The organism is Rhodanobacter sp. DHG33 (assembly GCF_014843005.1).
Taxonomy (GTDB): Bacteria; Pseudomonadota; Gammaproteobacteria; order Xanthomonadales; family Rhodanobacteraceae; genus Rhodanobacter_A.
This window is the reverse complement of record NZ_JACYXM010000001.1, coordinates 15,324-40,566: the sequence shown is the minus strand read 5'-3', so window position 1 is coordinate 40,566 and position 25,243 is coordinate 15,324. Positions and strand designations below refer to the sequence as shown.

20 protein-coding genes and 1 riboswitch are annotated in these 25,243 nt (G+C 64.4%); of the genes, 8 read left to right on the top strand and 12 right to left on the bottom strand.

Features of this window, described 5'->3' with window-relative positions:
* Window positions 1-48 precede the first annotated feature (48 nt).
* The gene (gene lpxL / locus IHE46_RS00175) at window positions 49-984 is read right to left on the bottom strand and encodes an LpxL/LpxP family Kdo(2)-lipid IV(A) lauroyl/palmitoleoyl acyltransferase (protein ID WP_192162372.1); all 936 of its coding nucleotides are present in this window, start codon (window positions 982-984) and stop codon (window positions 49-51) included.
* A 56-nt stretch (window positions 985-1,040) separates the two neighbouring features.
* Between lpxL and waaA the strand changes: the two genes are divergently transcribed.
* Window positions 1,041-2,315 carry a lipid IV(A) 3-deoxy-D-manno-octulosonic acid transferase gene (gene waaA / locus IHE46_RS00170; RefSeq protein WP_192162371.1) on the top strand — a complete coding sequence of 425 codons (1,275 nt, stop codon included), beginning with the start codon at window positions 1,041-1,043 and terminating at the stop codon, window positions 2,313-2,315.
* A 65-nt stretch (window positions 2,316-2,380) separates the two neighbouring features.
* Here waaA and IHE46_RS00165 read toward each other — a convergent pair whose 3' ends face one another.
* Window positions 2,381-3,730 (bottom strand): TolC family outer membrane protein, encoded by a 1,350-nt coding sequence (locus tag IHE46_RS00165; RefSeq protein WP_192162369.1) that lies wholly within the window; start codon window positions 3,728-3,730, stop codon window positions 2,381-2,383.
* A gap of 37 nt (window positions 3,731-3,767) precedes the next feature.
* Complete coding sequence (locus IHE46_RS00160) at window positions 3,768-4,412, bottom strand: protein-L-isoaspartate O-methyltransferase (RefSeq protein WP_192162367.1); 645 nt, start codon at window positions 4,410-4,412, stop codon at window positions 3,768-3,770.
* A 241-nt stretch (window positions 4,413-4,653) separates the two neighbouring features.
* Here IHE46_RS00160 and IHE46_RS00155 point away from each other — a divergent pair, with 241 nt between their 5' ends.
* The 4 genes from IHE46_RS00155 (at window position 4,654) to IHE46_RS00140 (ending at window position 8,816) form a co-directional block, all read left to right on the top strand.
* Window positions 4,654-5,304 (top strand): TetR/AcrR family transcriptional regulator, encoded by a 651-nt coding sequence (locus tag IHE46_RS00155; protein ID WP_192162365.1) that lies wholly within the window; start codon window positions 4,654-4,656, stop codon window positions 5,302-5,304.
* 41 nt (window positions 5,305-5,345) lie between these two features.
* A riboswitch (TPP riboswitch) is annotated at window positions 5,346-5,442 on the top strand.
* A 162-nt stretch (window positions 5,443-5,604) separates the two neighbouring features.
* Window positions 5,605-7,482 carry a phosphomethylpyrimidine synthase ThiC gene (gene thiC, locus IHE46_RS00150; RefSeq protein WP_192162363.1) on the top strand — a complete coding sequence of 626 codons (1,878 nt, stop codon included), beginning with the start codon at window positions 5,605-5,607 and terminating at the stop codon, window positions 7,480-7,482.
* 117 nt (window positions 7,483-7,599) lie between these two features.
* On the top strand, window positions 7,600-8,175 hold the full coding sequence (locus tag IHE46_RS00145; RefSeq protein WP_192162361.1) for a DUF892 family protein: 576 nt from the start codon (window positions 7,600-7,602) through the stop codon (window positions 8,173-8,175).
* 74 nt (window positions 8,176-8,249) lie between these two features.
* Window positions 8,250-8,816, top strand: coding sequence for an HdeD family acid-resistance protein (locus IHE46_RS00140; RefSeq protein ID WP_192162359.1), 567 nt, complete (start codon window positions 8,250-8,252; stop codon window positions 8,814-8,816).
* 109 nt (window positions 8,817-8,925) lie between these two features.
* On the opposite strand, the gene ppa is transcribed toward IHE46_RS00140, so the two are convergent.
* The 5 genes from ppa to IHE46_RS00115 all read right to left on the bottom strand — a co-directional run bounded on the left by ppa (window position 8,926) and on the right by IHE46_RS00115 (window position 16,757).
* Window positions 8,926-9,462, bottom strand: a complete 537-nt coding sequence (gene ppa, locus IHE46_RS00135; protein WP_192162357.1) for an inorganic diphosphatase — start codon at window positions 9,460-9,462, stop codon at window positions 8,926-8,928.
* A 424-nt stretch (window positions 9,463-9,886) separates the two neighbouring features.
* Window positions 9,887-11,368 carry a PLP-dependent aminotransferase family protein gene (locus IHE46_RS00130; protein ID WP_225562687.1) on the bottom strand — a complete coding sequence of 494 codons (1,482 nt, stop codon included), beginning with the start codon at window positions 11,366-11,368 and terminating at the stop codon, window positions 9,887-9,889.
* A 243-nt stretch (window positions 11,369-11,611) separates the two neighbouring features.
* The gene (locus IHE46_RS00125) at window positions 11,612-12,646 is read right to left on the bottom strand and encodes a redoxin family protein (protein WP_192162355.1); all 1,035 of its coding nucleotides are present in this window, start codon (window positions 12,644-12,646) and stop codon (window positions 11,612-11,614) included.
* A gap of 98 nt (window positions 12,647-12,744) precedes the next feature.
* Window positions 12,745-15,906, bottom strand: a complete 3,162-nt coding sequence (locus IHE46_RS00120; protein WP_225562686.1) for a TonB-dependent receptor — start codon at window positions 15,904-15,906, stop codon at window positions 12,745-12,747.
* Window positions 15,907-16,043: 137 nt separating this feature from the next.
* On the bottom strand, window positions 16,044-16,757 hold the full coding sequence (locus tag IHE46_RS00115) for a YdaS family helix-turn-helix protein (RefSeq protein WP_192162353.1): 714 nt from the start codon (window positions 16,755-16,757) through the stop codon (window positions 16,044-16,046).
* A gap of 522 nt (window positions 16,758-17,279) precedes the next feature.
* Between IHE46_RS00115 and IHE46_RS00110 the strand changes: the two genes are divergently transcribed.
* Window positions 17,280-17,801, top strand: coding sequence for a hypothetical protein (locus tag IHE46_RS00110; RefSeq protein ID WP_192162351.1), 522 nt, complete (start codon window positions 17,280-17,282; stop codon window positions 17,799-17,801).
* A gap of 4 nt (window positions 17,802-17,805) precedes the next feature.
* On the opposite strand, the gene IHE46_RS00105 is transcribed toward IHE46_RS00110, so the two are convergent.
* From IHE46_RS00105 to IHE46_RS00090, 4 genes are all read right to left on the bottom strand, one after another.
* The gene (locus IHE46_RS00105; RefSeq protein ID WP_192162349.1) at window positions 17,806-18,642 is read right to left on the bottom strand and encodes a 2OG-Fe(II) oxygenase; all 837 of its coding nucleotides are present in this window, start codon (window positions 18,640-18,642) and stop codon (window positions 17,806-17,808) included.
* A gap of 90 nt (window positions 18,643-18,732) precedes the next feature.
* The gene (locus tag IHE46_RS00100) at window positions 18,733-19,086 is read right to left on the bottom strand and encodes a hypothetical protein (RefSeq protein ID WP_192162347.1); all 354 of its coding nucleotides are present in this window, start codon (window positions 19,084-19,086) and stop codon (window positions 18,733-18,735) included.
* A 129-nt stretch (window positions 19,087-19,215) separates the two neighbouring features.
* Complete coding sequence (locus IHE46_RS00095) at window positions 19,216-21,336, bottom strand: prolyl oligopeptidase family serine peptidase (protein WP_192162345.1); 2,121 nt, start codon at window positions 21,334-21,336, stop codon at window positions 19,216-19,218.
* A 137-nt stretch (window positions 21,337-21,473) separates the two neighbouring features.
* The gene (locus tag IHE46_RS00090) at window positions 21,474-23,504 is read right to left on the bottom strand and encodes a sodium-translocating pyrophosphatase (protein ID WP_192162344.1); all 2,031 of its coding nucleotides are present in this window, start codon (window positions 23,502-23,504) and stop codon (window positions 21,474-21,476) included.
* 284 nt (window positions 23,505-23,788) lie between these two features.
* Here IHE46_RS00090 and IHE46_RS00085 point away from each other — a divergent pair, with 284 nt between their 5' ends.
* A complete protein-coding gene (locus IHE46_RS00085) occupies window positions 23,789-24,607 on the top strand; it encodes an isocitrate lyase/phosphoenolpyruvate mutase family protein (RefSeq protein WP_192162342.1) in 819 nt (272 codons plus the stop codon).
* Window positions 24,608-24,883: 276 nt separating this feature from the next.
* Window positions 24,884-25,243 (top strand): STAS/SEC14 domain-containing protein, encoded by a 360-nt coding sequence (locus IHE46_RS00080; RefSeq protein ID WP_192162340.1) that lies wholly within the window; start codon window positions 24,884-24,886, stop codon window positions 25,241-25,243.

The window sequence follows — 25,243 nt, the reverse complement described above, 5'->3', positions numbered from 1 at the left end:
ACCTTTACGCGAGCTTTCAGAACCTGCCTGCGCCCATCGGGCAGGGGTTCAATATAGGGGGGGCAGGCAGGGGGGGCGCGTCTTGAAACGTTTGTGCACCCAGAGGTATTGCTCGGGCGCTTCGCGTGCCATCTGCTCGATGCAGCCGTTGACGCGGGCAGTGTCGGCTTCCGCGCTGGGCCCGGGGAAATCGTCCAGCGGGGCGGCCAGGCGCAGCACATAGCCGCTGCCGTCGGGCAGGCGGCGATGGAAGAACGGGATCACCGCGGCGCCGGACAGCCGCGCCAGATGGTGCGTGGCGGTGATGGTGGCCGCGGGCACGCCGAAGAACGGTACGAAGGCGTTGTCCTTGCTGCGCATGTCCTGGTCCGGGGCGTACCACAGCGTGCCGCCGTTGCGCAGGTACTTCACGGTGCCGCGGATGTCGTCCTTGTCGAACATCGCATCGGCGTAACCCAGCCGCGCGCGCAGCACCACCCACTCGAACACAGGCGAATCCATCTTGCGGTACATGCCGGCGATGCGGATGCGCTGCGAAACGAGCCGCGCGCACAGCTCGAGATGCGAGAAGTGCCCGCCCACCAGCAGCACGCCGCGGCCCTGCGCACGGGCGGCTTCCAGGTGTTCGATGCCCTCGATCGTCACCGGCACGCGCTCGATGGCGCGGTTCGACCCCAGCCAGCCCAGCGCGAATTCCATCAGCATCAGGCCGAGGTCGCGCAGATTGGCGTTGACCAGCGCTGCCTGCGCCTTGGCATCGAGTTCGGGAAAGCACAGCGCGATATTGGTCGCGGCCACCGGCCGCCGCGCATTGGGCACGATCTCGATCAACTTGCCGAGGCCGCGGCCGAGCGCCATCCGCGCGCGATAGGGCAGCAGCGCCACCAGCTTGATGACGCCGATGCACAGCCAAGCCGGCCAGTGGCGGGGTGAAAGCAGGGAGCGGTGGAAGTCGGGGCGTGGGGTGCCGGGCATCCGCCGCATTGTAATGGACGGCCGCCCGCGCCCCCTATAATCGGGCGCCCTCTGCGGAGCCTGCCTTGCGCTTCCTCTACACCCTCGCGATGTACCTGGTGACGCCGCTGATCGTGCTGCGGCTGGCGCTGCGCGGATTCCGCTCGCGGCCGTACTACTGGCGCTGGGCCGAGCGCTTCGGTTTCTTCAATGCGCCGTTGAACCTGCGCGACAGCCTGTGGGTGCATGCGGTGTCGGTGGGCGAGGTGAATGCGGCCGAGCCCCTGATCAAGGCGCTCAAGCGCGACTATCCCGGCGCGCCGCTGGTGGTGACCACGGTGACACCCACCGGCACCGCACGCGTGCGGCAGCTGTTCGGCGACAGCGTGTTCCATATCTATCTGCCCTACGACCTGCCTTATGCGGTGAACCGTTTCCTTGCCGGCGTGCGGCCGCGGCTGGCGCTGATCGTGGAAACCGAGATCTGGCCGAACCTGTATTTCGCCTGCCGGCGCCGCGGCATTCCGCTGATGATCGTCAACGCGCGCCTGTCCGAGCGGTCGCTGCGCGGCTACCGGCCGCGGCCGTTGCGCGGCATGGTGCGCGCGGCGCTGAGCTGCGTGGACCTGGTCGCCGCGCAATCGCAGACCGATGCGGAGCGTTATCGCCTGATCGGTGCGCCGCCCGAACGCGTCATGGTCTGCGGCAACCTGAAGTCGGACATGCCGGTGCCGCAGGACGCACCGGCGGCCGGCGAGCGCCTGCGCGAACACTGGGGAGCAGGGCGGCCGGTATGGATCGCCGCCAGCACGCACGAGGGCGAAGAGCAGGCCGTGCTGGAAGCGCACCTCGAGGTGCTCAAGCATTTGCCCGACGCGTTGCTGCTGATTGCGCCGCGCCATCCCGAGCGCTTCCGCCCGGTGGAGCATGCCGTGCGGAGCCTCGGTTTCGCGTTCGGCAGCTATGGCGCCGATGGCATGCCTTCGCCGTCGCACCAGGTGTTCGTGATCGATGCGATGGGCCAGCTGATGCCGTTCTACGCTGCGGCGGGCGTGGCCTTCGTGGGCGGCAGCCTGGTGCCGATCGGTGGACACAATGCGCTGGAGCCGGCATCGCTCGGTACGCCGGTGCTGGTGGGGCCGCACACCTTCAATTCCGAGGAGATCACCGCCAGCCTCATCGACGACGGCGGCGCGCTGCGCGTGCCCGGCAGCGGTGCGCTGGGCGAGACGGTGCTGCGGCTGTTGTGCGACGAAGGACGCCGCCGCGACATGGGGCGTGCCGCGCGGCGGGTATTCGAGCGCGAACGCGGCGCGGTGGGACGCCTGATGGCATTGATCGCCGCGCAGCTGCGGAAGTGATCGCACCGAAACGACGAAGGCCGGGCAACCGCCCGGCCTTCGTCGTCATGGCGCTTGCCTGAGGCTTACTGCAGCAGCGAGTTGATGTTCTGCAGATCGTCGAGGCTGGCAGTGCCGGCACTCTGCTTCAGCAGCAGGCGGTCCAGCACCAGCTGGTGGCGCGCCTGCGAGTAGCTACCTTCCGACTGCGTGAGGGTCTGGATCGCCAGCAACACGTTGACCATGGTCTGCGTGCCAACGTTGAAGCCGGCGCGGGTGGCGTCCAGCGCCTTCTGCGCGGAATCGACCGCCGCCTTGCCCGACTCTACCTGGCTGATGCCGGCCAGCACCGAGCGGTAGTAATTCAGCGCACTCGCCTTCACCTGGCGGCGCTCGATTTCCATCGAGTCCTGCGCGGCATCGCGGTTGTAGATGGACTGACGCACCTGCGACTGGACCATGCCGCCGGAGAAGATCGGTACGTTGAGCGAGAGCCCCACGGTGGTCTGCGATGGGACGTTGGAATGGATGGCCGCATCCTCGTACCAGCTCGCGCTCTTGCTGTAGCTGACGCTGGCGGTGATTGTGGGTAGGTGGCCGGAACGCGCCACGGTGACATTGGCGTCGGCTGCGCGCACGTTCTGCTGCTGTGCCAGCAGGCTGGGATTGTTGATCAGCGCCTGCTTCACCCATGCGTCGGGATCGGAGGGCTCGGGCAGGTTCATCGGCAGGTCGTCGCGCAGCTTCTTCAGGCTGCCGGTGGGCTGGCCTGTGATCTGGCTGAGCGCTTCGCGATCGTTGTCCAGGGTGTTCTGCGCGGCGATGGTCTGCGCCTTGGCCGCCTCGTAATAGGACTTGGCCTGGAATTCGCCAGTGATCGCCGCGATGCCGACCTTGTACTGTTGCACGGCCTGATCGTACTGCTCCTTGTACGCCTCCTCGTTGGCCTTGGCGAAGGTGAGCTGGTCCTCGTCGGTGAGTACCGTGAAATACGCCGTGGCGACGCGCACGTAGAGGTTCTGCAGCGCGGCTTCGTAGGTCTCGTCCTGCGCGTTTGCCGAGGCATGCGCGGCCTTGAGGCCAGCGTACTTGCTGAAGTCGAACACCGTCTGGCTGAGGTCGAGGCCGAGGCTGCGCGTGCGGCTGTGACCGAACGAGCTGGTGCTGATGAATTGGTTCGGGTTGCTCGGATCCTGTACATCCTGACCGCCACCACCGGTGGTCTGGTTCAGCGAGTACGTGCCGCTGATCTGCGGCAGCAGCAGGGCACGCGCCTGATTGACGCCTTCGCCGGTGGAGAGGCGGGTGGCATCGGCCTGGGCGAGCGTCGGGTCGTTGGCGCGTGCCTGACGATAGGCATCCATCAGGTCTTCGCCATGGCTGGGCAACGAGACGGTGGCCAGTGCCAGTGCCAGGGTGAGCAGCTTCAAACGCATGGATTGCCTCGTGGGGACGGTCGGGACGGTGAGGTGTTCAGAGCGCGAAACGTGGCGCGGGTGCAGCGTTGACGAGGTAGGGCAGGTCGGTTTCGAGCAGGCTGTCCTCGCCTTCGCCGGTGATCAGTACGACTTTCTGCACGGGCGATTCGCCGCGGATCGCCAGCAGGCGACCGCCCGGCTTCAGCCAGCCCATCCAGCGCGAAGGCACTTCGGCCACGGCGCCGGTGGCGACCACCACGTCGAACTGGCCGTCCGGCTGCCAGCCGTTCACGGCTTCGCCGGTGTGCAGCTGGGCGTTCGTCACGCCGGTGGCCTGCAGGCGCTTGCCGGCCGTGGTGGTGAAGTCGGCGTGGATGTCCACGCTGACGACTTCGGCGGCGAGGTTGGCGAGGCAGGCGGTGAGGAAGCCCGAGCCGGTGCCGATCTCCAGCACACGGTCGGTTGCCTGCAGGTCCAACGCCTGCAGCACGCGGCCTTCCAGCACCGGCTTCATCATCGTTTCGCCGTGGCCCAGCGGCAGGCACAGGTCGGCGAAGGCGAGCTGGCGGTGCTCGGGGGCGACGAACTCCTCGCGCCGCACGCGGCCGAGCGTGTCGAGTACGCGACCGTTCAGCACCTCCCAGGGACGCACCTGGTTTTCCACCATGTTCGTCCGTGCCTGCTCGAAGTTCATCGCCATGTCTGCCGGGTTCCGTAAGAGTCGAAAAAAGACCTGAAAGGATAAGGGCTTGGCCCAGCTTCGACAACGGCTAGACTGCGGCCAGCACGTTGCATCACGAAGTGCCGGAAGTCACCGCGATACACTGACGCAAGTCATGTCCCGGGCAGTGTCCGCGGACACTTTTACCGCCGTGTGGCTGGAAATAAGTAAACCAGGGCGTATAATAAAGACCTCGCATTGTTTTGGGAAGGCTTCGGACATGAGCATCATTTCGTCGGTCAGGTCGCAGGGGCCGGGGCGACCGAAAGACTTGGAGAAGCGCGCAGCGATCCTCGCGGCGGCCAAGGCGCTGTTCATTCGCAATGCCTTCGCCGGCACCAGCATGGATGCCATCGCCGCGGAAGCCGGCGTCTCCAAGCTCACCGTCTATAGCCATTTCGGCGACAAGGACAATCTGTTCCGCGAGGTGATCCGCGCCCGTGTCGAGGATCTGCTCCCGGAAAACACCTACGACTACGACGCGCATGCTCCCATCGAGCAGACCCTGCTGCGCGTGGCGCTGATCCATGCGCGGCTCGACTGCGACGCCGAGACGGTGGGCACTTTCCGCGCCATCCTCGGCGATTGCCGCCAGGGCAACCCGCGCTTCGGCCGGCTGCTGTGGGAGGAAGGCACGTTGCGCACGCACGGATTGATGGAACGCCTGCTGCAGCATGCGGTCGATGCCGGCCAGCTCGCCATCGGCGACGTGCCGCGCGCCTGCGTGCAGTTTTTCGCGCTCATCAAGGGCGACCTGTTCATGCGCCGCATGTTCGGCTGCGTGGATTGCAGCGAGAGCTATGCTGCCGAGATCGAGGCCACCGCCCGTGCCGGCGTGGCCACCTTCCTGCGCGCCTACCTGCCACGCTGACCGCACTCGCGGCCCGAGGCCGCTTCGTGCTTGAATAGCCATTCCAGAAGCGGGGGTGCCGGCGAAACGGTCGGCTGAGAGAGTCCCTTCGAACCTGATCCGGTTAGCACCGGTGGAGGGAGCTTCATCGCACGACGCATGCCTGCCGTGCGCTTGGCGCCGCCGCTTCGGTTACTTCATGCGAGTTCGTTCGCAAGGCCCGCACATCCGTGTACGGCCTCTACGAATCCCTCGCAGAGCACCGCGCATCCTTGCGCGGATTTTCAAAGAAGCTTAGCCAAGCCGGAGCCAGCCCATCCCATGAATGCCTTGCCGTCCGATCTCGCGCGCGCCGCGCAGGAACTCTCCGCCGCGGTGACGCGGCCGATCCCTGGGTCCCGCAAGATCCATGCACAGGGCAGCCGCGCCGACCTGCGCGTGCCGTTGCGCGAGATCGCGCAGGCCGACACGCCGGCGATGTTCGGCGTGGAGAAGAATCCCGCCATCACCGTCTACGACACGTCCGGTCCGTACACCGATCCGGATTATTCGGTGGACCTGGCGGCCGGTCTGCCGGCGCTGCGCGCTGCGTGGATCGCCGAGCGCGGCGATACCGAGGCGCTCGACGGTCGCAGTTCCGAGTTCGGCCGCCGCCATGCGAATGCGCCGGAGTTGGCCGCGATCCGATTCCCGCAGCTGCCCACGCCGCGCCGCGCGAAGGCGGGCGCCAACGTCACCCAGATGCACTACGCGCGCCGCGGTATCGTGACGCCGGAGATGGAATACATCGCCATCCGCGAGAACCAGCGCCTCGAAGCGCTGGGCAACAGCGCGTTGCGCGTGCAGCATCTTGGACAGTCCTTCGGTGCCGCGATTCCGCAGATCATCACGCCGGAATTCGTGCGCGACGAAGTGGCGCGCGGCCGCGCCATCATCCCCGCCAACATCAACCATCCGGAAAGCGAGCCGATGATCATCGGTCGCAACTTCCTCACCAAGATCAACGCAAATATTGGTAATTCCGCAGTCACGTCGTCGATCGCGGAAGAAGTCGAGAAGATGGTGTGGTCGATCCGCTGGGGCGGCGACACCGTGATGGACCTTTCCACCGGCAAGCACATCCACGAGACGCGCGAGTGGATCCTGCGCAATTCGCCGGTGCCGATCGGCACGGTGCCGATCTACCAGGCGCTGGAGAAGGTCGGCGGCGTGGCCGAGGAGCTGACCTGGGAACTGTTCCGCGACACGCTGATCGAGCAGGCCGAGCAGGGCGTGGACTATTTCACCATTCACGCTGGCGTGCTGCTGCGCTTCGTGCCGCTCACCGCCAAGCGCGTCACCGGCATCGTCTCGCGCGGCGGCTCGATCATGGCGAAGTGGTGCCTGGCGCACCACAAGGAGAACTTCCTCTACACGCACTTCGAAGACATCTGCGAGATCATGAAGGCGTACGACGTGTCCTTCAGCCTCGGCGACGGCCTGCGCCCGGGTTGTGTGGCCGACGCCAACGACGCCGCGCAGTTCGGCGAGCTGGACACGCTGGGTGAGCTCACGCAGATCGCGTGGAAGCACGACGTGCAGACCATGATCGAAGGCCCCGGCCACGTGCCGATGCAGCTGATCAAGGAGAACATGGACCGCCAGCTGGAGAAGTGCGGCGAGGCGCCGTTCTATACGCTGGGGCCGCTCACCACCGATATTGCGCCGGGCTACGATCACATCACCAGCGCGATCGGCGCGGCGATGATCGGCTGGTTCGGCACCGCCATGCTCTGCTACGTCACGCCAAAGGAACACCTGGGCCTGCCGAACAAGCAGGACGTGCGCGACGGCATCATCGCCTACAAGATCGCCGCGCATGCGGCGGACCTGGCGAAGGGGCATCCCGGGGCGCAGGTGCGCGACAACGCGCTGTCGAAGGCGCGTTTCGAGTTCCGCTGGGAAGACCAGTTCAACCTCGGCCTCGATCCGGAAAAGGCCAAGGAATTCCACGACGAGACGCTGCCCAAGGATGCGCACAAGAGCGCGCACTTCTGCTCCATGTGCGGCCCCAAGTTCTGCTCGATGAAGATCACGCAGGACGTGCGCGACTACGCCGCCGAGCACGGCACCGGCGAAACCGAGGCCCTGGTCGAAGGCATGGCCGAAAAGGCCGCCGAGTTCCGTGCGCAGGGTGCCGAGGTGTATCGCAAGGCCTGACGCCGCACGCGATGGCCGAATGGATGAAGCCAGGTGAAGGAACCTTCACCTGGCTTTTTCATGCGCCTGCCTAGGGTGGAGTGCCATGCCCGTTGCAAACAGCCGCAGGAGCCAGCCATGTCCAAAGCCAAGCCCTTCGTCAGCGACCTCTCGGCCATCCGCAAGCGTGCGCGCCAGGACATCGACAAGGGCGCGATGATCGCGGGCTACAAGGCCGACCGTGCCACCGTAGTGAAGCTGCTCAACCACGCGCTCGCCACCGAGATCGTCTGCGTGCTGCGCTACAAGTACCACTACTACATGGCGTCCGGCATCCATTCGCAGGCGATCAAGCAGGAGTTCCTGCAGCACGCGAACGAGGAGCAGGGCCATGCCGACTTGCTGGCCGAGCGCATCACCCAGCTCGACGGCAAGCCGAATTTCTCGCCCGATGGCCTGGCCACGCGCAGCCATGCCGACTATGTCGAGGGTGAGGACATCGTGGACATGATCAAGGAAGACCTGGTGGCCGAGCGCATCGCCATCGACAGCTACCGCGAGATGATCGACTACGTGGGCAAGGACGATCCCACCACCCGACGCGTGCTGGAAGGAATCCTCGCGATGGAAGAAGAGCATGCCGAGGACATGAATTCCCTACTGGAGCAGCTGGGCAAGAAGGGCGAGCCCGCCCGGCCCGCGAAGCGACGCTGACAGAGGGTGTAGCAGCGCGCCGGGTGGATGGGCGCCGTGCACGCATCCGGTTGGCCGATGTGGAAGGAGGCAGCATGAGTCGACCCGTAGGCATGCCGGCGGCCATCGCCGGGGAATTGCGGCATAACTGGGGCTGGTTGCTCGCGCTGGGCGTGTTGTTGCTGATGCTCGGCATCGTCGCGCTGGTGGATTCGGTGGTCGCCACCGTCACTTCGGCGCTCGTGTTCGGATGGATCCTGTTGCTGGCGGGCATCATCGAAGGCGTGCAGACATTCCGGCACCGCGGCAGCGGCCACCTGCTGCTGCATGCGTTGAATGCCGTGCTGGCCGTCGTCGTGGGCTTCATGCTGCTGCGCAACCCGTTGGCCGGTGCCGTCGTGATGACCCTGCTGCTGGCGATCTATTTCGTCGTGGGCGGCGTGTTCCGCATCGTGGCGGGTTGGGGCGTGCATGCGCCGGGCCGCGGGTGGGTGATCCTCAACGGCATCGTGACCCTGGTTCTCGGCGTGCTGATCTGGGCGCAATGGCCGGCGAGCGGACTGTGGGTGATCGGCCTGTTCATCGGCATCGACCTGATCGTCGTCGGCTGGTCGCAGGTGATGACCGCCCTGGCCGTGCGCAGCCTGCCGATGCAGATCTGATCCGCGGCGCGGTTGCCGCGAAGCGCAAGGTCCGCGTGCGCAGCGGCCTGGAGCAGGCATAAAAAACGGTGCGCCGCTTCGCAGCGGCGCACCGTTTCCATGCGGAGGATCAGGCCTTGGATGCTTTGTAGCGCTCCACGCCGGCGACGATCTCGGTCTTCGCCGCGTCGGCGCCTTCCCAGCCGTCCACCTTCACCCACTTGCCCTTCTCGAGATCCTTGTAGTGTTCGAAGAAGTGGCCGATGCGTTCCAGCCAGTGCGGCGAAACACCCTTGATGTCGTTGATGTGGGCGTAGCCGGGAAACACCTTGGGCGAGGGGATCGCCAGCAGCTTCTCGTCGCTGCCGGCCTCGTCGGTCATCTTCAACATGCCGACCGGATGGCAGCGGATCACCGAGCCCACCGTCAGCGGCAGCGGCAGGATCACCAGCACGTCCAGCGGATCGCCGTCGCCGCCCAGCGTGCCCGGCACGTAGCCGTAGTTGCACGGGTAGCGCATCGGCGTGGACAGGATGCGGTCGACGAAGATGGCGCCCGAATCCTTGTCCACCTCGTACTTGACCGGCTCGGCGTCCTTGGGGATTTCGATGATGACGTTGATTTCGTCCGGCACGTTGCGGCCGGCGGGAACCAGGTGCAGACCCATGGGGATGTCCTTGCGCGATAGGGTGGAAAGTCAGCTCGCTAGCATAAGGCAAAAGGCTGCTGCGATGCAGCAGCGACGGCTGAACGCCAGGGCCGGAGGGCTGCCGCGCTTCCTCCGCGTGAGCGTTGCGGGCGCTTCGTGAGCGACTTGCTTGTGCTGCCCGCGGCGCGACGGCCAGCTATGGATCTAGGTTTCCAGCCGCTGCCCCTATCGCGCAGGCAGGAGTGACTCCAATCGCTAGGCCCTACGGCACGGTTTCACCGTTCGCATCATTCCAACGATGACGCGTGGATCAGCAAGGAAAGGAACCCGGGTGGCGGCAGGTGACCGGAACTACCCTGTTTCTTGCGATAGCGAAAGCAGCCTCGCCCATACAAACAGAAACGTTGGGATCGCGGATATCGCGGCTCCCGGAAAGCAGGTTCTAAACCTGTCGCGCGTCCATGTCGTCCAGGCATTGGCCGAACAGCTGCATGGCTTCGCGCAGCGTCGTGACCGACAGGCCGCAGTAGCCCAGCAGCAAACCGGGACGCGCAGGCGGGACCAGATAGTGCGGGGTCATCGAGTACAGGCCCAGCCCGCGTTCGCGTGCGAGCTCGACCAAAGCCTCGGCGCGGGTGTGGTCGTAGCCGCGCAACCAGGCCACGACGTGCATGCCGGCAGGCGAGCCGGCGATCTCCACGCGATCTCCCGCGTACTGGCGCAATCCTTCGGTCAGCGCCTCGCGACGCGCCTGCAGCTCCTTGCGGGCAAGCCGCAGATGGCGTTCGAAGCCGCCATCCTCCATGAAGTGCGCCAAGGCGGCCTGTTCGATGCCGGGGCTGGCGACGTCGCTCAGGTACTTGGCATTGACGAAGTCATCGACCAGCGCCACCGGCAGCACCATGTAAGCCAGCCGCAGGGTCCCGAACAGCACCTTGGAGAAGGTGCCTACGTAGATCACGCGGTCGCCTTCGTCGAGCGAACGCAGTGCCGCCAGCGGATGGGCGTCGTAGCGGAACTCGCCGTCGTAGTCGTCCTCGAGGATCCAGCATTGGTGTTTCTCCGCGTAGCGCAGCAGCTCCAGCCTGCGCGGCAGCGAAAGCACGGCGCCGGTGGGAAACTGGTGCGAGGGCGTCACGCAGACGAGGCGGGGCGAAATTTGCGGCAGTTCGGCGCAGACCAGACCGTCGTGGTCGGTGCGCACGGGACATATCCGTGCGCCGTGCGCGACCAGCGCCTGGTGCATGCTGAAATAGTGCGGCTCTTCCAGCGCCACCGCATCGCCTTCGTCCAGCAGTACGCGCGCCGCGATGGTCACGGCCTGCTGGGTTCCGGCGACGACCATGACCTGCTCGGGCGAGACGCGCACGCCGCGGCGGTGCGCGAGGTAATCGCAGATCTGTTTGCGCAGGGCCGGCAGGCCCTGTACGTGGGTGATCTGGGGTGGAGTGTAGATGGCCGCTCGCGCCAACTCCCGCCCCCAGATGCCATTCAGCGCCGGGTTGATCTGCGAATGGCCGTACTGCAGTTCGTAGCGCAGCCCGCGGTGTTTCGTGGCGATGCCGGGAATGCGCACCAGCCGAGCCCGCTGCGCAAAGCGCGACGGCGGCTCGATCGTCGGTGCGGCGGGGAGCAGCGGCGGATGGGTCTGCAGCGATGCCACGTAGCTTCCCGAGCCGGCGTGACCTTCGATGAAGCCTTCGGCGCGCAGTTGTTCGTAGGCGGCCAGCACGGTGGTGCGGGACAGTTCCAGTTCGCGGGCGAGCTCTCGCGTGGGCGGCAGGCGGGCGCCGGTCGTCAGGCGGCCGTCGAGGACGGCCTCTCTGAGCGCCCGGGCCAGTTGCGCGTAGTGCGGGCCATGGCCGTCGAGTTCCAGGAACATGTCTGCGCTTTCGGAGAGCGTCTCCGCAATATTCGTGGCCATGGAGGAGTTGCCTCCGCAGTATACGATCCGTCTCGATGAAGCGATGCCCGGGAGAGGAGTCATCAGATGCCGGGTCGCATGGGTATCGCGCGCAGGGAGGCCGTCGGCCCGATTCATCCAGGTACCGTAGCAAACCGCCTGCCGATCAGATGGCGGCGGGACCCGTGATGTAGATATGGCGGGATTTCTGGAAGCCCGCATGGCTCAAGCGGAAATCGCCTTTGCCGGCATGCAAGGGGTAAATCAACCGAAGCTGAAACTGTAGACCTGCAACCCCTTCGCAGGAATGTGCAACTTCAACAAGTGGCTGCCGTCGGCACGCCCATCGAATAGGGTGTAGAGATGACTGCCCTGAACAGTGACAGGTGGTTGCAATTTGCCATCGACCGTCACTTCCAGGGTGATGGGGGTGTCTGCGTTGGCGACCATGTAAAGCTTGGTGGCCTTGAATCGCATCGCGATGCTTCCTTCGGAGCCGGCCAAGGCTGCGCACTCGTCCGTGATTCTCCACAGGCCCGTTAACGCGTAATGGTTGGGTGCGGGTTGACCTGCGGTGGGAAAACGACGCAGGCCGTTGTGTCCGTCCTCGGAGCTGTCCAGGCCTGTCTGGGCCTCGGTGCCCAGCAGCATTTCCGGCGTATCGCCATCGGTGGTGGCGTCGCCATCTGTAGCGCCAGTGTCGGGCAGCGCGCTCAGGCCAAGCAGTGTGCGTATCGCATTTTCCATGCGCAGGTAGCCGCCTTCGCCGTACTGGTGGCCGATCAGTTGGCCGTTCTGGTCGATCAGGTATTCGGCGGGCCAGTACTGGTTGTGCCATGCCGACCAAGTTGCATGCCCGCTGTCCATGGCGACCGGGAAGGTGACGTTCAATCGCTGTACGGCGGTGGTGACGTTGGAAGGATTCTTCTCGAAATCGAATTCCGGCGAATGCACACCGACCACCATCAATCCCTTGTCCTTGTAGGTTTCGTACAGGTGCTCGACATGCGGCAACTCGCGCACGCAGTTGATGCACGAATAAGCCCAGAAATCGACCAGTACGACCTTGCCGTGCAGGCTGGCCATGGTCAGCGGCGGCGAGTTGATCCAGTGGTCGATGCCGGTGAAGTCCGGGGCTGCCGTGAGCTGTGCCGCGGCCGTGCTGCCGGAGAGGGCAAGGCCAAACGTTAGAAGGGAAGACAGGACGAGGGGTTTCATCGGACGGCACCGTTGTACGGAAGTGGGTATCGGGAGGGCGGCATAGAGAAGCGCGCCATCGGGCCCGGGCAAGCTGTCCATGTGTCTCTGCATCTTCGGGTCTCCGGGCCATCGGGAAATCCCGATGGCCCCTCTGTCATGCCGTGACCAAACCGCAGGTCCGCACCCTTCTGTACGACTCACCAATCGTAAGTGATGCCGAACTGGACGTAACGTGGTGCCTCCAATGCGACCGGCGTCATGTAGAGCGAGTTGGGACTGGTCGTGGTTCCGTAATTGGCGAAGACTTGGATGTACTTCTGTTCGTTGAACACATTGTGCACCTGGGCTTGGAACCCGAGCTTCTTGCCTGCCCACAAGGGCCGGTATTCGACGCTGAGGTTCAGCTGATGCGTCCATGGTGTACGGCCCGTGCTGCCGGGGGCGGCTGGCTGTCCGCCACACCAGTGGTAAGAGCCGTTCTGGACGGTCGCGTATCCAGTCGGATCGGATTGGTTCGGGCCGAAGAAGCCGAGGCAATCGTTGGGCGTCCCTGAAGCTATGGTGTAGATGCCGCTGGCCGTCCACTCCGGTGCGATCTGGTAGGTGCCATAGGCCTTCAGCACATGCCGTCGGTCATTCGCCTGATCGCCGTTGGCGTATTGCATCAGCGAGCCGAAGTCCCACTGCGTGGTCGCCGATCCGGAGTTGCCGCCCTGGCCTATATTCGATTGCACCGGTCCTTCGGTCGTGCCGAAACTGTGGGAGTACACGTAATCGATCTTGCCGTACCACGTGCCGTCGAACGGATGCTCCAGGTACATCTCCAGCGAACCGTACTTGCGCGTGACCTTCGGGAAGCCGAACTGCGAGGGCGATACGGTCCAGCTGTAGTAGCCGCCATGGCCATCCGCGATCCGGAAGGTATTGGTCGAGCCCGGGTTGATCAGTACGCTGCCGTTGAGATCGACGTTGGCGCAATGAGCGCCGATCGTACCGGCGGCTCCTGGGTTCTGTGCTAGCAACTGGGCGCATTCCGTGTTCGTGTCGTCGACGTCGTCGATGATCCTGCCCAGGGTGCGCCACATGCCTGTGACGCCATACACCCACGACTTGTTGATCTGTTGCTGCATGCCGAGCACGAATTCGTCCTGGTATTCAGCTTTGAGGTTCGATGAAGCCACCGTCTTGGGATCCAGCGGCTCGCCATACTCGTTGTTGGTCGATACGGCGCCGGCCGGATTGGATGGGAGCGGGGTAAGGCCTGTTGGAACGCCGTTCGCATCGATGCCGGTGTAGTTGTAGTACTCATTGGTGTACAGCGAGCCCGCGGCTTCGCGCAGTGCCACGCCGGCCGGCATCGCCAGGTAGTAGCGACCGGCATTGCCGAACACCTTCAAGGTCGAATCACCGAACACATCCCAGCTGAAGCCGATGCGCGGCGACCACTGCGGACTGGTCAGCCGCAGGTAGGCCACGTGATCCGGGTTGTAGTTGGTGAACTGGTCGTTGCGCAGACCGAGGTTCAACAGCAGGTTCGGCGTGACCTGCCAGTTATCCTGCAGGTATTGCGCACGCTGGGTGACCTGTATCGTCGCCTGGGTGATGAAGATGTATTTGTTGACTACATAAGGGCTCGCGGATGGACCCACGTAAGGTTGGATCGATGGGTTGGTACCGACGACAGGCTGACCCGGCGTGACTGTATTGTATTCCCACGCATACCCGGGCCCGGTCATGGCATTGCCCGCATCGACATCGTTGGTGGTGTCGTTGTCGATGCCGAACTTGATGTCGTGATTGCCCAGCTTCCACTCAAGATCCACGCGCAGGTTGCTCACGGTGGACTTGTGATTGGGGTCATTGATCTGGGTGTTGACATTAGTGTTGGCGATGCCGCCGCTGGCGCCATTCGTGTAAGCCGGATTTTCCAGGTTCGCATTGATGATCGACGGCAATGCCGGATCGAATCCCGCATAGGGCGGCTGCACCGTGTAGTAGGTGCCGTCCATCTTGCCGTACATGGCATTCAAGGTCAGGTTATCGGTGATGTACGACGTGTATTTGGCGATCCAGATGCCAAAGGAATTCTTGAAACTCTGGTTCAGGCTGTTGAGCGCCCCGGTCTGATGGGTGGTGTAGTCGTAATTGTAGAATGAGCCATTGAACTGCTCGGAATTCTTGACGCCGGTCAGCGAAAGGGTGTTGTTCGCATTGATGTTCCAGTCGAGCTTCGCGTAGAACTTCGGTAAGTTGTAATGCTGGTTTTCGACCAGATTGTTGCCGCCGGCATTCGCGGTCACATTCTGTATCGACGTATGCTCGGTCTTGTCCGCCTCGGCCGAGATGAAAAAGAACAGAGTGTCCTTGATCAGCGGGCCGCCAACGTAGGCGTCGTAGACCGTGTTCCACTGGCTGTTGCCTTTCTGGTAGTCGTAGATCTGGCCGTAGTTGGAGGCCCTTGGGTTCGACCAGTAGATGTTGTCTTCGTCGCTGGTCGCCCACGCCGGTTGCCACAGCACTTGGCCGCCGAAGTGCCAGTCGTTGGTGCCGCTCTTGCCGACCTGACTGATCACGCCGCCGGCCGAGCGACCGTATTCGGCGCCGTAGCCGCTGGTCAGCGTTTCCTGCTGCGCGATGGAACCATAGGGAAGTGAGATGCCGCCCGTGTTGCCGAGTGGATCGGAGGTGTTGAAGCCATTTATGTAATAGGCATTTTCTGCGACTGATGCGCCTCCAAAGGAAACGACCGGGTCGCCGGTAGTGGCGCCGGCTCCTCCACCCATCATCATGCCGCCGCCGAGCATCGCGGCTCCCGGTACGGCGCCTGGTGCCAACAGTGCGATGGCTGCAGAGCTCCGTGCCAAAGGCAAATGCTGCAACTGCTCAGCCGTGATCACCGTGCTCTCGCGGGTCGAAGTCACATCGATCGCGGGAATCGTATTGGCCGTCACCGTCACCGTGGACAGGTTCTGCGCATTGGCGCTGCTGGAGGCCGTCGCGAAGTCGATCTCGATGGCGCCGCCAGCGTTCGGCACGACGTCCTTGTGCGTCTGGATGGCCTGGCCATTCTGCAGCAAGGTCACGTCATACGCGCCGATGGGCAGTGTGACGGAATAGCGCCCCGACTTGTCGACCTGCACCGCGCGATTGAAGCCCGAGCCGCCCGTGATTTGAATGGTCTCGCCGGTAGCAATCGGTGCTTGGCCAAAAATCGTGCCGGTGGTGGCCTGCGCATGGACAGGCGCAAACGCTGTCGCGCCGTAGAGCCCCAGCATGGCGGTGATGGTTGCACTCAGTGCCGTGCGATTCATCCGATGCCCGCGACATTTGTGTTCGATGTGATGTTGGTTGCTTTGCATGCCACGCCTCTCCCAATGTGATTGCCGAATCCGGATGTTTGGTATCGCCCGGATGAATTCGTGTTTCCCGTCAGAATCAATGCATTCATCGCCACATGCGCCACTCCTTTGCGAGAGTCGGAACAGCCGCTGGCGTGCTAGCCGATTAACGACTTCCTGCTGCAGAAATAGCTGCCGAGCAAGGCATGCAGCGCAACCAAACGGTTCGCGTGGCCAACGCCGCCGGCATGACCAAGCACGTGATAGATCTGCGCGAGTGCGTCGGCGCGTTGTGTCGGATTCAACGAACCGCCGACGAGGCCGATGTACGACTGAAGCACACGGAACGCCGTTGCCAACAGATCCGGGTCCACCGTGATGTGTGCTTCGGCATCGGCTGGCGAGGCATCGTCGCCTGGTGGAACGGGAGCGATCCGCGACACGGCTGCACGGACGACGGAAGCCTCCATGTCGCGCATGGAGCCTTCGCCAGCGACCAGCCAACGCGGGGAAATCCCGAGCGCACGCGCGACGATGATGCAATGTTCGCGCGAGATGTCGCCGCGGCAGCGAGACCAGTTGTGTATGGTGTCTTCCGAAAAGCCGCAGCGTTGGGCGATGGCCGCAGCGCTGCCCTCGATGCTGATCAGCAACTGCATGCGTGCGGCGAGCTCGTCCAAGCCGGAAGGAAGGGGCGGTAGCGAGGACGTCCGTGCCGAGGCCCTGGTTTGCGGGCTGGGGGAGATCGTTTCCGGAATCCTCTCCATGGCCGGCATGTGATCGCCATTGCCGGCAAAATCGCGGGAGCGGAAATCACTGCCGGTGACGGGTTGAGCGGACTGTGTGTCGAGCTGGGAAATGGCTGTCGACATCGAACTGCTCCATAGAAATGACCGGGCGATAGCGTTGCGTCTGGCGATCAAGGGAAGGAGCGAGCCGGCAGGCCAGGCGCATGTGTGAGGAACTGCGTGTCGAGATGTCAACGACTCGTTACAAAAACGTCTTGCGAGCAAGCCTAGGCAGGGCGAATGCTTCGGTACACGACCAATTCACGTGAAAAAGTCGAAGCCAATTCATTGGCGAGCGCACGTTCGCGGCAGTCGCCGCGCACGATGTTGCGAAGGAAGTCCGGTCGCGTCTTCGGGCGATGTCGCCGGGCGAGGAAAGAAAGCCATCGCACCCGAAGAAGCCCATGGCGCTCGCGCACACGGCCTTAAAAAAAGCGAGGGGATTGGTTATGGATGGAAGGCGCGGCACTCTCTAGCCTGCATCCGTCGGAGGATGCGCCGGCGCCGCATGGCATTGTGGCGAGGCGGCTTTTCCCCACCCCGCGGACGGATCTCCCCATAGCCGTCCGTGGGGCCTTTATAGAGGTCACCGGGAGTCACGGTACGATGCCCATCCTGTCGAGACTCCCGGCGACCGCTGCGCCCCGTCCGGCCATGCTGTTGATCGGCGGCACCGTTTTCGTGGGCACGCTGGACCTGGTTTTCGCGTGCGGTTATTGGAGGCTGCTGCATGGCGTGCCTCCCACCCGCATCATTCAGGTCATCGCTTCCGGCGTGTTGGGGCGGCGCTCCTTCGACGAAGGGGGCGCCAGCGTGCTGCTCGGGCTGTTCCTGCAGTACGCGATCTCATTCGTGATGGTGTGGGCCTATTACGCCGTCAGCGGGTGGGTTCCCGCACTGATCCGCCGCGGGATCTGGATTTACGGTGTGCTGTATGGCCTGTGGCTGTATGTGGCGATGAACGACATCGTGGTGCCGCTGTCCGCCGCGATGAAGGGATCGACCATCGCCAGCTGGGTCGTCGGCAGCATCCTCGAGAGCGCACTGTTGATCGGTCCGCCCATTGCCTGGATCGCGCGTCGTGCGCGAGCGGGATCGATGGAGCGCGACGTGCAGCAGACGGCATGATCCGTCAGTAGGGCTTCTCGCGCAGCCACTTGGTCGCGATCCATTTTTCGCCGCGCAGCACCGGCAGGCCGGCATGCAGCGAACTGGCGTCGCCACCTTCGTAGGCGAAATAGACGGCCGAACCGCGCAGTGCGGTCACGGTGAGGCCCGCTTCGGGGAAGGCGGTGCCACCGCCGGCTTCGGGCGTGTTGAGGTACATCACCACGCTGGCGACGCGCTGGCCGCCGCGCGCGGTGATGGTGGAGTAGCCGGGCTGCGTGGGATCGAACCAGTCGAAGTGCGGCTGGTATTCCTGTCCGGGAAGGTAGTGCAGGATCTGCAGCCCCTCGCCGTGGCTCACCGGAATGTCGAACAGCGCCGCGATGCGTTGTTCGAGCTGCGCCACCAGCGGAAGCTCACCCAGCTTGAAGAACATGCCGACACTGGTGCGCCGGTGGTCCACCTGATGTTCGCCGCTCGCATCGATGGTGAGCGCGCGCGCCAGGCGCGGACGCGCCAGCGCGATCAGCTCGTCGCATTCCTCGTCCGTCAGCAGGCCCTCGAGTACGCGCAGCGCGGGCTTGTCCATGCTCAGCGAGACTTTCACTTCGCGATCCCCCGCTTTCGCCAGCGGCGCTTCGGGGTGCCTGGTGCGACGCACGAGCGGCGCGTCGGCATCGGTATCCGCAAGCAGACTGGCTAGCGGCAGCTTCAGCACCTCGGCCACAAAGGTGCGGCTTTGCCGCGGGTCGTAGCCGTGCGAGCGCATCAGTTCCACCACGGTTCGCGGCGCATGCCCGGCGCGGCTGGTGGCAAGTATCCATTCGCGCAGTTCGGGGTTGATGGCGGAGCGTGTGTTCATGGTGCAAGGTTGGCCGTGAGCTTGCGCAAGTTTACTTCACAAGGCGGTAACCATTTGCGGTTGGGGCCCTGCAGTTGTCGCGAGCGCTTTTCAGAACGATGGGAGCAGCGCGAGGACCACGAGCAACAGGATGCTCAATACAAAGTAGAAGATCCAAAGCAATGCCCCGTTGGCATCGAACGAAGTGATGTACGCAAAGAGCAGAAACAATACTGTCAGCAGTATCAGAGCGCGCGTGGCGAACCGGCTTCGAAGCCGAGGGAACAATCTCGCAAGGATCACGACGAATATCTGCGGTAAGGCGACCATCGCCCAATTTGATGGAAGCCATTCGATCAGTTCCTGGAACGATTCGCCTGACCGAAGCAGCGACACGGCTGTCACGATGCCTGGAAGCAAGAGTGCGGCGATGGCGATCCAGGCGAATTTCAATGGATTTTTCATGGGCTCTCTATACCTCCGTGCCCAGTTCAACTGGAGTTGACGAAAGTGCCAGAAATGGCCGGACTGCTGCCCCGAAACGACGCGAGCCGGCACTGGTCCGGCTCGCGTACGCTGCATCGGATTGGGGTTTTACTGCAGCTTGTCCCACAAGAAGTCGTACACCATCGCGTGCATGTGCGCCGACTGCTTGTTGTCCGCACCGGCGCCGTGGCCGCCTTCCAGATTCTCGTAGAACCACACGTTGGGGATGCCCATGCCTTCCATCTTGGCCGCCATCTTGCGCGCCTGCGCGGGGCCGACGCGATCGTCGCTGGTGGTGGTGTAGAACAGCACCGGCGGGTAGTGCGTTTCCTTGTGCACGTTCTGGTAGGGCGAGAAGGTCTTGATGAAGGACCACTGCTTCGGGTCGTCGGGGTTGCCGTATTCGGCGATCCACGAGGCACCGGCGTCGAGGTGGACGTAGCGCTTCATGTCGAGCAGCGGCACCTCGCAGGCGATGGCGCCGAACAGCTGCGGGTACTGGGTGAGCATGTTGCCCATCAGCAGGCCGCCGTTGCTGCCGCCCTCGGCGCCGAGATGTTGCGCGGAGGTGACGCCGCGCTTCACCAGATCCTCGGCCACCGCGGCGAAATCCTGGTAGGCCTTCGGACGGTTGGCCTGCAACGCGGCCTGATGCCACGCCGGGCCGTATTCGCCGCCGCCGCGGATGTTGGCGATGACATACACGCCGCCGCGGTCCAACCATGCGCGACCGACGCTGCCGCTGTAGAACGGCTGCAGCGAAACCTCGAAGCCGCCGTAGCCGTAGAGCAGGGTGCGGTTGCTGCCGTCGAGCTTCATGTCCTTGGGCGCGATCTCGAAATAGGGCACGCGGGTGCCGTCCTTCGAGGTGACGAAGTGCTGGCTCACGTTGAACTTCGAGGCGTCGAAGAAGGCCGGCTGGTGCTTGATCGTCACGGCTTCGCCCTGGCCCAGCACGCCGCGTTCCAGCGAGGGCGGGGTGAGGAAACCGGTGACGGTGAGCCAGTACTCGTCGCTGCGGTCGGGGTCGGTGTCGACCACCGCCACCGTGCTCATCGCCGGCGCGCCAGGCATGGCTTCGCGCTGCCAGTCGCCGGCGGTTGCGGAATTTGCTGGGGGCGTCAGCACTTCCAGCCTGCTCTGCACGTCGTGCAGTTCGTCGAGGATGAGGTGGTGCTGCGTCCACGCGTAGCCGGAGAGCGCGGTGTGCGCGTCAGGCTTGAACAGCACGGTGAACGCGCGCTTGCCGGCCATGAAGTCATCGAACTTGGTGGCGATCAGCGCGCCGTTGGGATAGGTCACGCCGCCCACCGTCCACGGCGAGCGCAGCGTCACCAATAGCCATTCACGATGAGCATCGGCACTGGCATCGCTGGGTACGTCCAGCTTCACCAGCTTGCCGTCCTTGCGCAGGAAGGTTTCGGTGTGGAAGAAGTCGTTGGCCACCCGCACGAAGTCGCGTTCAAAGCCGGGCGTGAGGTCACGAAAGGCACTTATTGCGAGATCGTCAGCCTTGCCTTCGTAAACCATGGTCGCACTGGCGAGTGGCGTGCCGCGCGTCCATTCCTTGGTGATACGTGGATAGCTGGACTTGGTCATTGAGCCGGGGCCGAAATCGGTGCTGATATAGATGTGGTCCTGGTCGATCCAGCTCGTCTGAGTCTTGGCGATCGGTAGCTCGAAGCCGCCTTTCACGAAGGACTTGGTGGTGGTATCGAACTCGCGCACTGTCACTGCGTCACCGCCGTCGGGCGAGAGCGAGATCAGACACCGCGTGTAAGAGGGCTTCAGGCAGTCCACGTCCTTGAACACCCAGCGCTTCCCTTCGGCCTTGTTGAGCGCGTCCACGTCCAGCAGGGTTTCCCACTGGGGATCGGACTTGCGGTATTCGTCCAGCGTGGTGCGGCGCCAGAGGCCGCGCGGGTGCGCCTTGTCCTGCCAGAAGTTGTAGAGGTAGTCGCCCATGCGGCTCGTGTAGGGGATGCGCGCATCGGAATCGAGCACTTCGAGGATCTGGTCGCGCGTGTGGTCGAAGTCGGCGGAGCTGGCGAAGGCCTTCTCGGTGATCGCGTTCTGCGCCTTCACCCAGTCCATCGCGCGCGCATCGTGGGTGGCTTCCAGCCAGAGATAGGGGTCGTCGGCGGTCTGTTCGGCGGCCTGGGCGACGCCGGCGCCGCCCACGGTGATGCCCAGCGCAAGCGCGAGCCAGAGGGAGGTCTTGGAAGTCATGGAAGCTCCTTGGGAGGTACGGCGGAAGTCCGGTTGTGCGAGTGTGATGGCGCGACGCGGTGCCTGCCTGTGGCTGAAGTCAGGTGCCCGAAAAGCGACAGGCCCCGCGAACGGGGCCTGTCGCCGTGCCGGACCGCTCAATGCAGCAGCGGAATGATCAGCAGCGCCACGATGTTGATGATCTTGATCAGCGGGTTCACCGCGGGGCCTGCGGTGTCCTTGTAGGGGTCGCCCACGGTGTCGCCGGTGACGGCGGCCTTGTGCGCCTCCGAGCCCTTGCCGCCGTGGTGGCCGTCCTCGATGTACTTCTTGGCGTTGTCCCACGCGCCGCCGCCGGTGGTCATCGAGATCGCCACGAACAGGCCGGTGACGATGGTGCCGATCAGCACGCCGCCCAGCGCCTTCGGCCCCAGCAGCAGGCCCACCACGATGGGCACGATCACCGGCAGCAGCGAAGGCACGATCATCTCCCTGATCGCCGACTTGGTGAGCATGTCCACCGCCTTGTCGTACTGCGGTTTGCCGGTGCCGTCCATGATGCCGATGATGTCGCGGAACTGGCGGCGGACTTCTTCCACCACCGCGCCTGCCGCACGGCCCACCGCTTCCATCGCCATCGCACCGAACAGGTAGGGGATCAGGCCGCCGATCAGCAGGCCGATGATCACCATGTGGTCGGAGAGGTCGAAGCTGTAGGTGGTGTCCGGATGATTCACCGCGAGGTTGTGCGTGTAGTCGGCGAACAGCACCAGCGCGGCCAGCGCCGCGGAACCGATGGCGTAGCCCTTGGTCACCGCCTTGGTGGTGTTGCCCACCGCGTCCAGCGGATCGGTGACGCCGCGCACTTCCGGTGGCAGATCGGCCATCTCGGCGATGCCGCCGGCGTTGTCGGTGATCGGGCCGTAGGCGTCCAGCGCCACGATCATGCCGGCCATCGACAGCATCGAGGTCGCCGCGATGGCGATGCCGTACAGGCCGCCATGCTCGTAGGCACCCCAGATCGCTACGCAGATCGCCACCACCGGCAGGCCGGTGGCCTTCATCGACACGCCGAGGCCCGCGATGATGTTGGTGCCGTGGCCGGTGGTCGAGGCCTGCGCAATGTGCTTGACCGGCTTGAAGTCGGTGCCGGTGTAGTACTCGGTGATCCACACGATGGCGCCGGTGAGCACCAGCCCGATCAGTGCGCAGAACCACAGGTTCAAGGCGCCGTAGCTGAAACCGCCCATCAACTGCATGGTGATCGGGTAGAACGCTGCCGCTGCCAGAACGCCCGACACTGCCACGCCCTTGTACAGCGCACCCATGATCGAGCCGCCGGGCTTCACCCGCACGAACAGCGTGCCGATGATGGAAGCGATGATGGACACCGCGCCCAGCAGCAGCGGATACAGCACGGCGGTGCTGCCCGCGTTGGTCAGCGTGAGGCCGCCCAGCAGCATGGTGGCGATCACCGTCACCGCATAGGTTTCGAACAGGTCGGCGGCCATGCCCGCGCAGTCGCCCACGTTGTCGCCCACGTTGTCGGCGATCACCGCCGGGTTGCGCGGGTCGTCCTCGGGGATGCCGGCTTCCACCTTGCCCACGAGGTCGGCGCCCACGTCGGCGCCCTTGGTGAAGATGCCGCCGCCCAGGCGCGCGAAGATCGAGATCAGCGAGCTGCCGAAGGCCAGGCCCACCAGGGCATGCAAGGCGTCTTCACTGGCTACGCCGCTGCGGTCGAGGATCAGCCAGTAGCCGGCCACGCCCAGCAGCGCCAGGCCCACTACCAGCATGCCGGTGATCGCGCCGCCGCGGAACGCCACGTCCATCGCCGGGCCCAGGCCCTGCCGTGCCGCTTCGGCGGTGCGCACATTGGCGCGTACCGACACGTTCATGCCGATGTAGCCGGCGGCACCGGACAACACGGCGCCGATGAGGAAGCCACCGGCGGTGGCCCAGGAGAGAAAGAAGCCGATCAGCACGAACAACAGTGCGCCTACCAGGGCAATCGTGCCGTACTGGCGATTGAGGTAGGCGCGCGCGCCTTCCTGGATCGCCGTGGCGATTTCCTGCATCCGTGCATTGCCCGGCGAGCGCGCGAGAACCCAGCGTGCCGACAAGGCACCGTACAAAACTGCCACCACCGCACAAGCGAGCACGATCCACCAGCCATACTGCTGCAGCATCGGAGCCTCCCCATGAGTTGTTGGCCGTCCGGAGCGGGCGGTCGAGGGGAGTATAGGCAGAGGCTTGTGCACATCCCGTTGTGCGGCGCAACGTCCGCGGGAATGCGAAGGTCGCGCGGCGGTGCGCGGCCTTCGCCGCCATGGCGCGGATTTGGTATATCGCGATGTCGAGGAGGAGGCCGCTGGCGAGCCCGCACCGAACTGCGCAGCTTGTCGCGGTTTCTGCAGTCATGTCGCGGGCAGGTTGTGACATGGGTATGTGCGCGGCGTAGTAGGCTTCCGGAATGAACACCATCGACTTCGCGCCACGCCGCGCCGCCTTCCGCAAGCTGCACGAAAGCGGCTGCTTCATGCTCCCAAATCCCTGGGATCCCGGTTCGGCCCGAGCCTTGCAACAACTCGGCTTCAAGGCGCTGGCAACCACTAGTTCGGGGTTCGCATGGTCGCGCGCGCATGCCGACAACGCGATGGACGTGGAGGCGGTGCTGGCGCATTACCGTGCGATCGTGGCGGCCACCGATCTGCCGGTGAACGCCGATTTCGAGGATGGACATGCCCGCGACCTCAAGGAGCTGGCGGACAACGTGCGTCGCTGCATCGATACCGGCGTGGCGGGCTTGTCGATCGAGGATTCCACCGGCGACACTGCGCGGCCGTTGTACGAACTCGATGAGGCAGTGGCGCGCATGCGCGCCGCACGGGCGGCGATCGATGCTTCGGGCCAGGACGTGATGCTGATCGGTCGCGCCGAATGCTTCCTGGTCGGGCACCCCGATCCCTTGGACGAATCACTGAAACGGCTGCAGGCCTATGCCGCCGCCGGCGCGGACTGTCTGTATGCGCCGGGCGTACGTACCCGCGAACAGATCGAAGCCGTGGTGAGTGCGGTCGCGCCGAAGCCGGTCAACGTGCTGGTGGGCCATGCCGCGCCATTCACGCTGGCCGATCTCGCGAAGTTCGGCGTGCGCCGGGTGAGCGTTGGCGGCGCACTGGCGGGAGCTGCCTGGGGCGGTTTCCTACGTGCCGCGCGCGGCCTGGCCGAAGGGCGTTTCGACGGCTTCGCCGGCAATGCCACGCATGCGGAATTGAACGGCCTGTTCTGACGCGACTTCGGTTCGGTGGGCGGAGATGACAGTCGAGCCGCTGGCGATGGGTTGCGCCATTTTCAGGGCGACGCACTTCGGCAGGCCGTTGCTGTCGCAGTGCAGTGCGGCGTCGCCGGTAGTCTGAGAAGCGATCGCAGCGGTCAACGCGAGGGGTGTCGGTCATCGGCATGACTTGCAGGCGGCGGAAGCGTCTGCGATGCCGCAGGGCAGCGTTCACTACGAATTCACCGCTGCCTGTCATGGTGGTCCAGGGTTTTCCTGGAGACGACAGCCATGATCACACCCATTGCTTTTGACGCGGAAAACGTCATCGGAATGCGCATCGACGGCCGGGTTGTCGCCGAGGACATGGATCGGATCTCGGCGATGGTGGAAGAGAGGCTGACCCGGTACGACAAGCTGCGGGTCTACGTCGAAGTACCTTCGTTCGAAGGCATTTCGATCGAAGGCTTCTTCAAGGACCTGCAGCTCGGCTTGCGGCACTGGCACCGCTTCGAGAAGGAGGCGGTCGTGTCGGACGACCAATGGATGCACAAGCTCGCGCCGCTCGGCGGCCATCTGGTGTCGGGACTGGAAGTGAAGGTCTTCGCCACCCGGGAAGCCATCGCGGCCAAGGCATGGATCGTCGCCTGA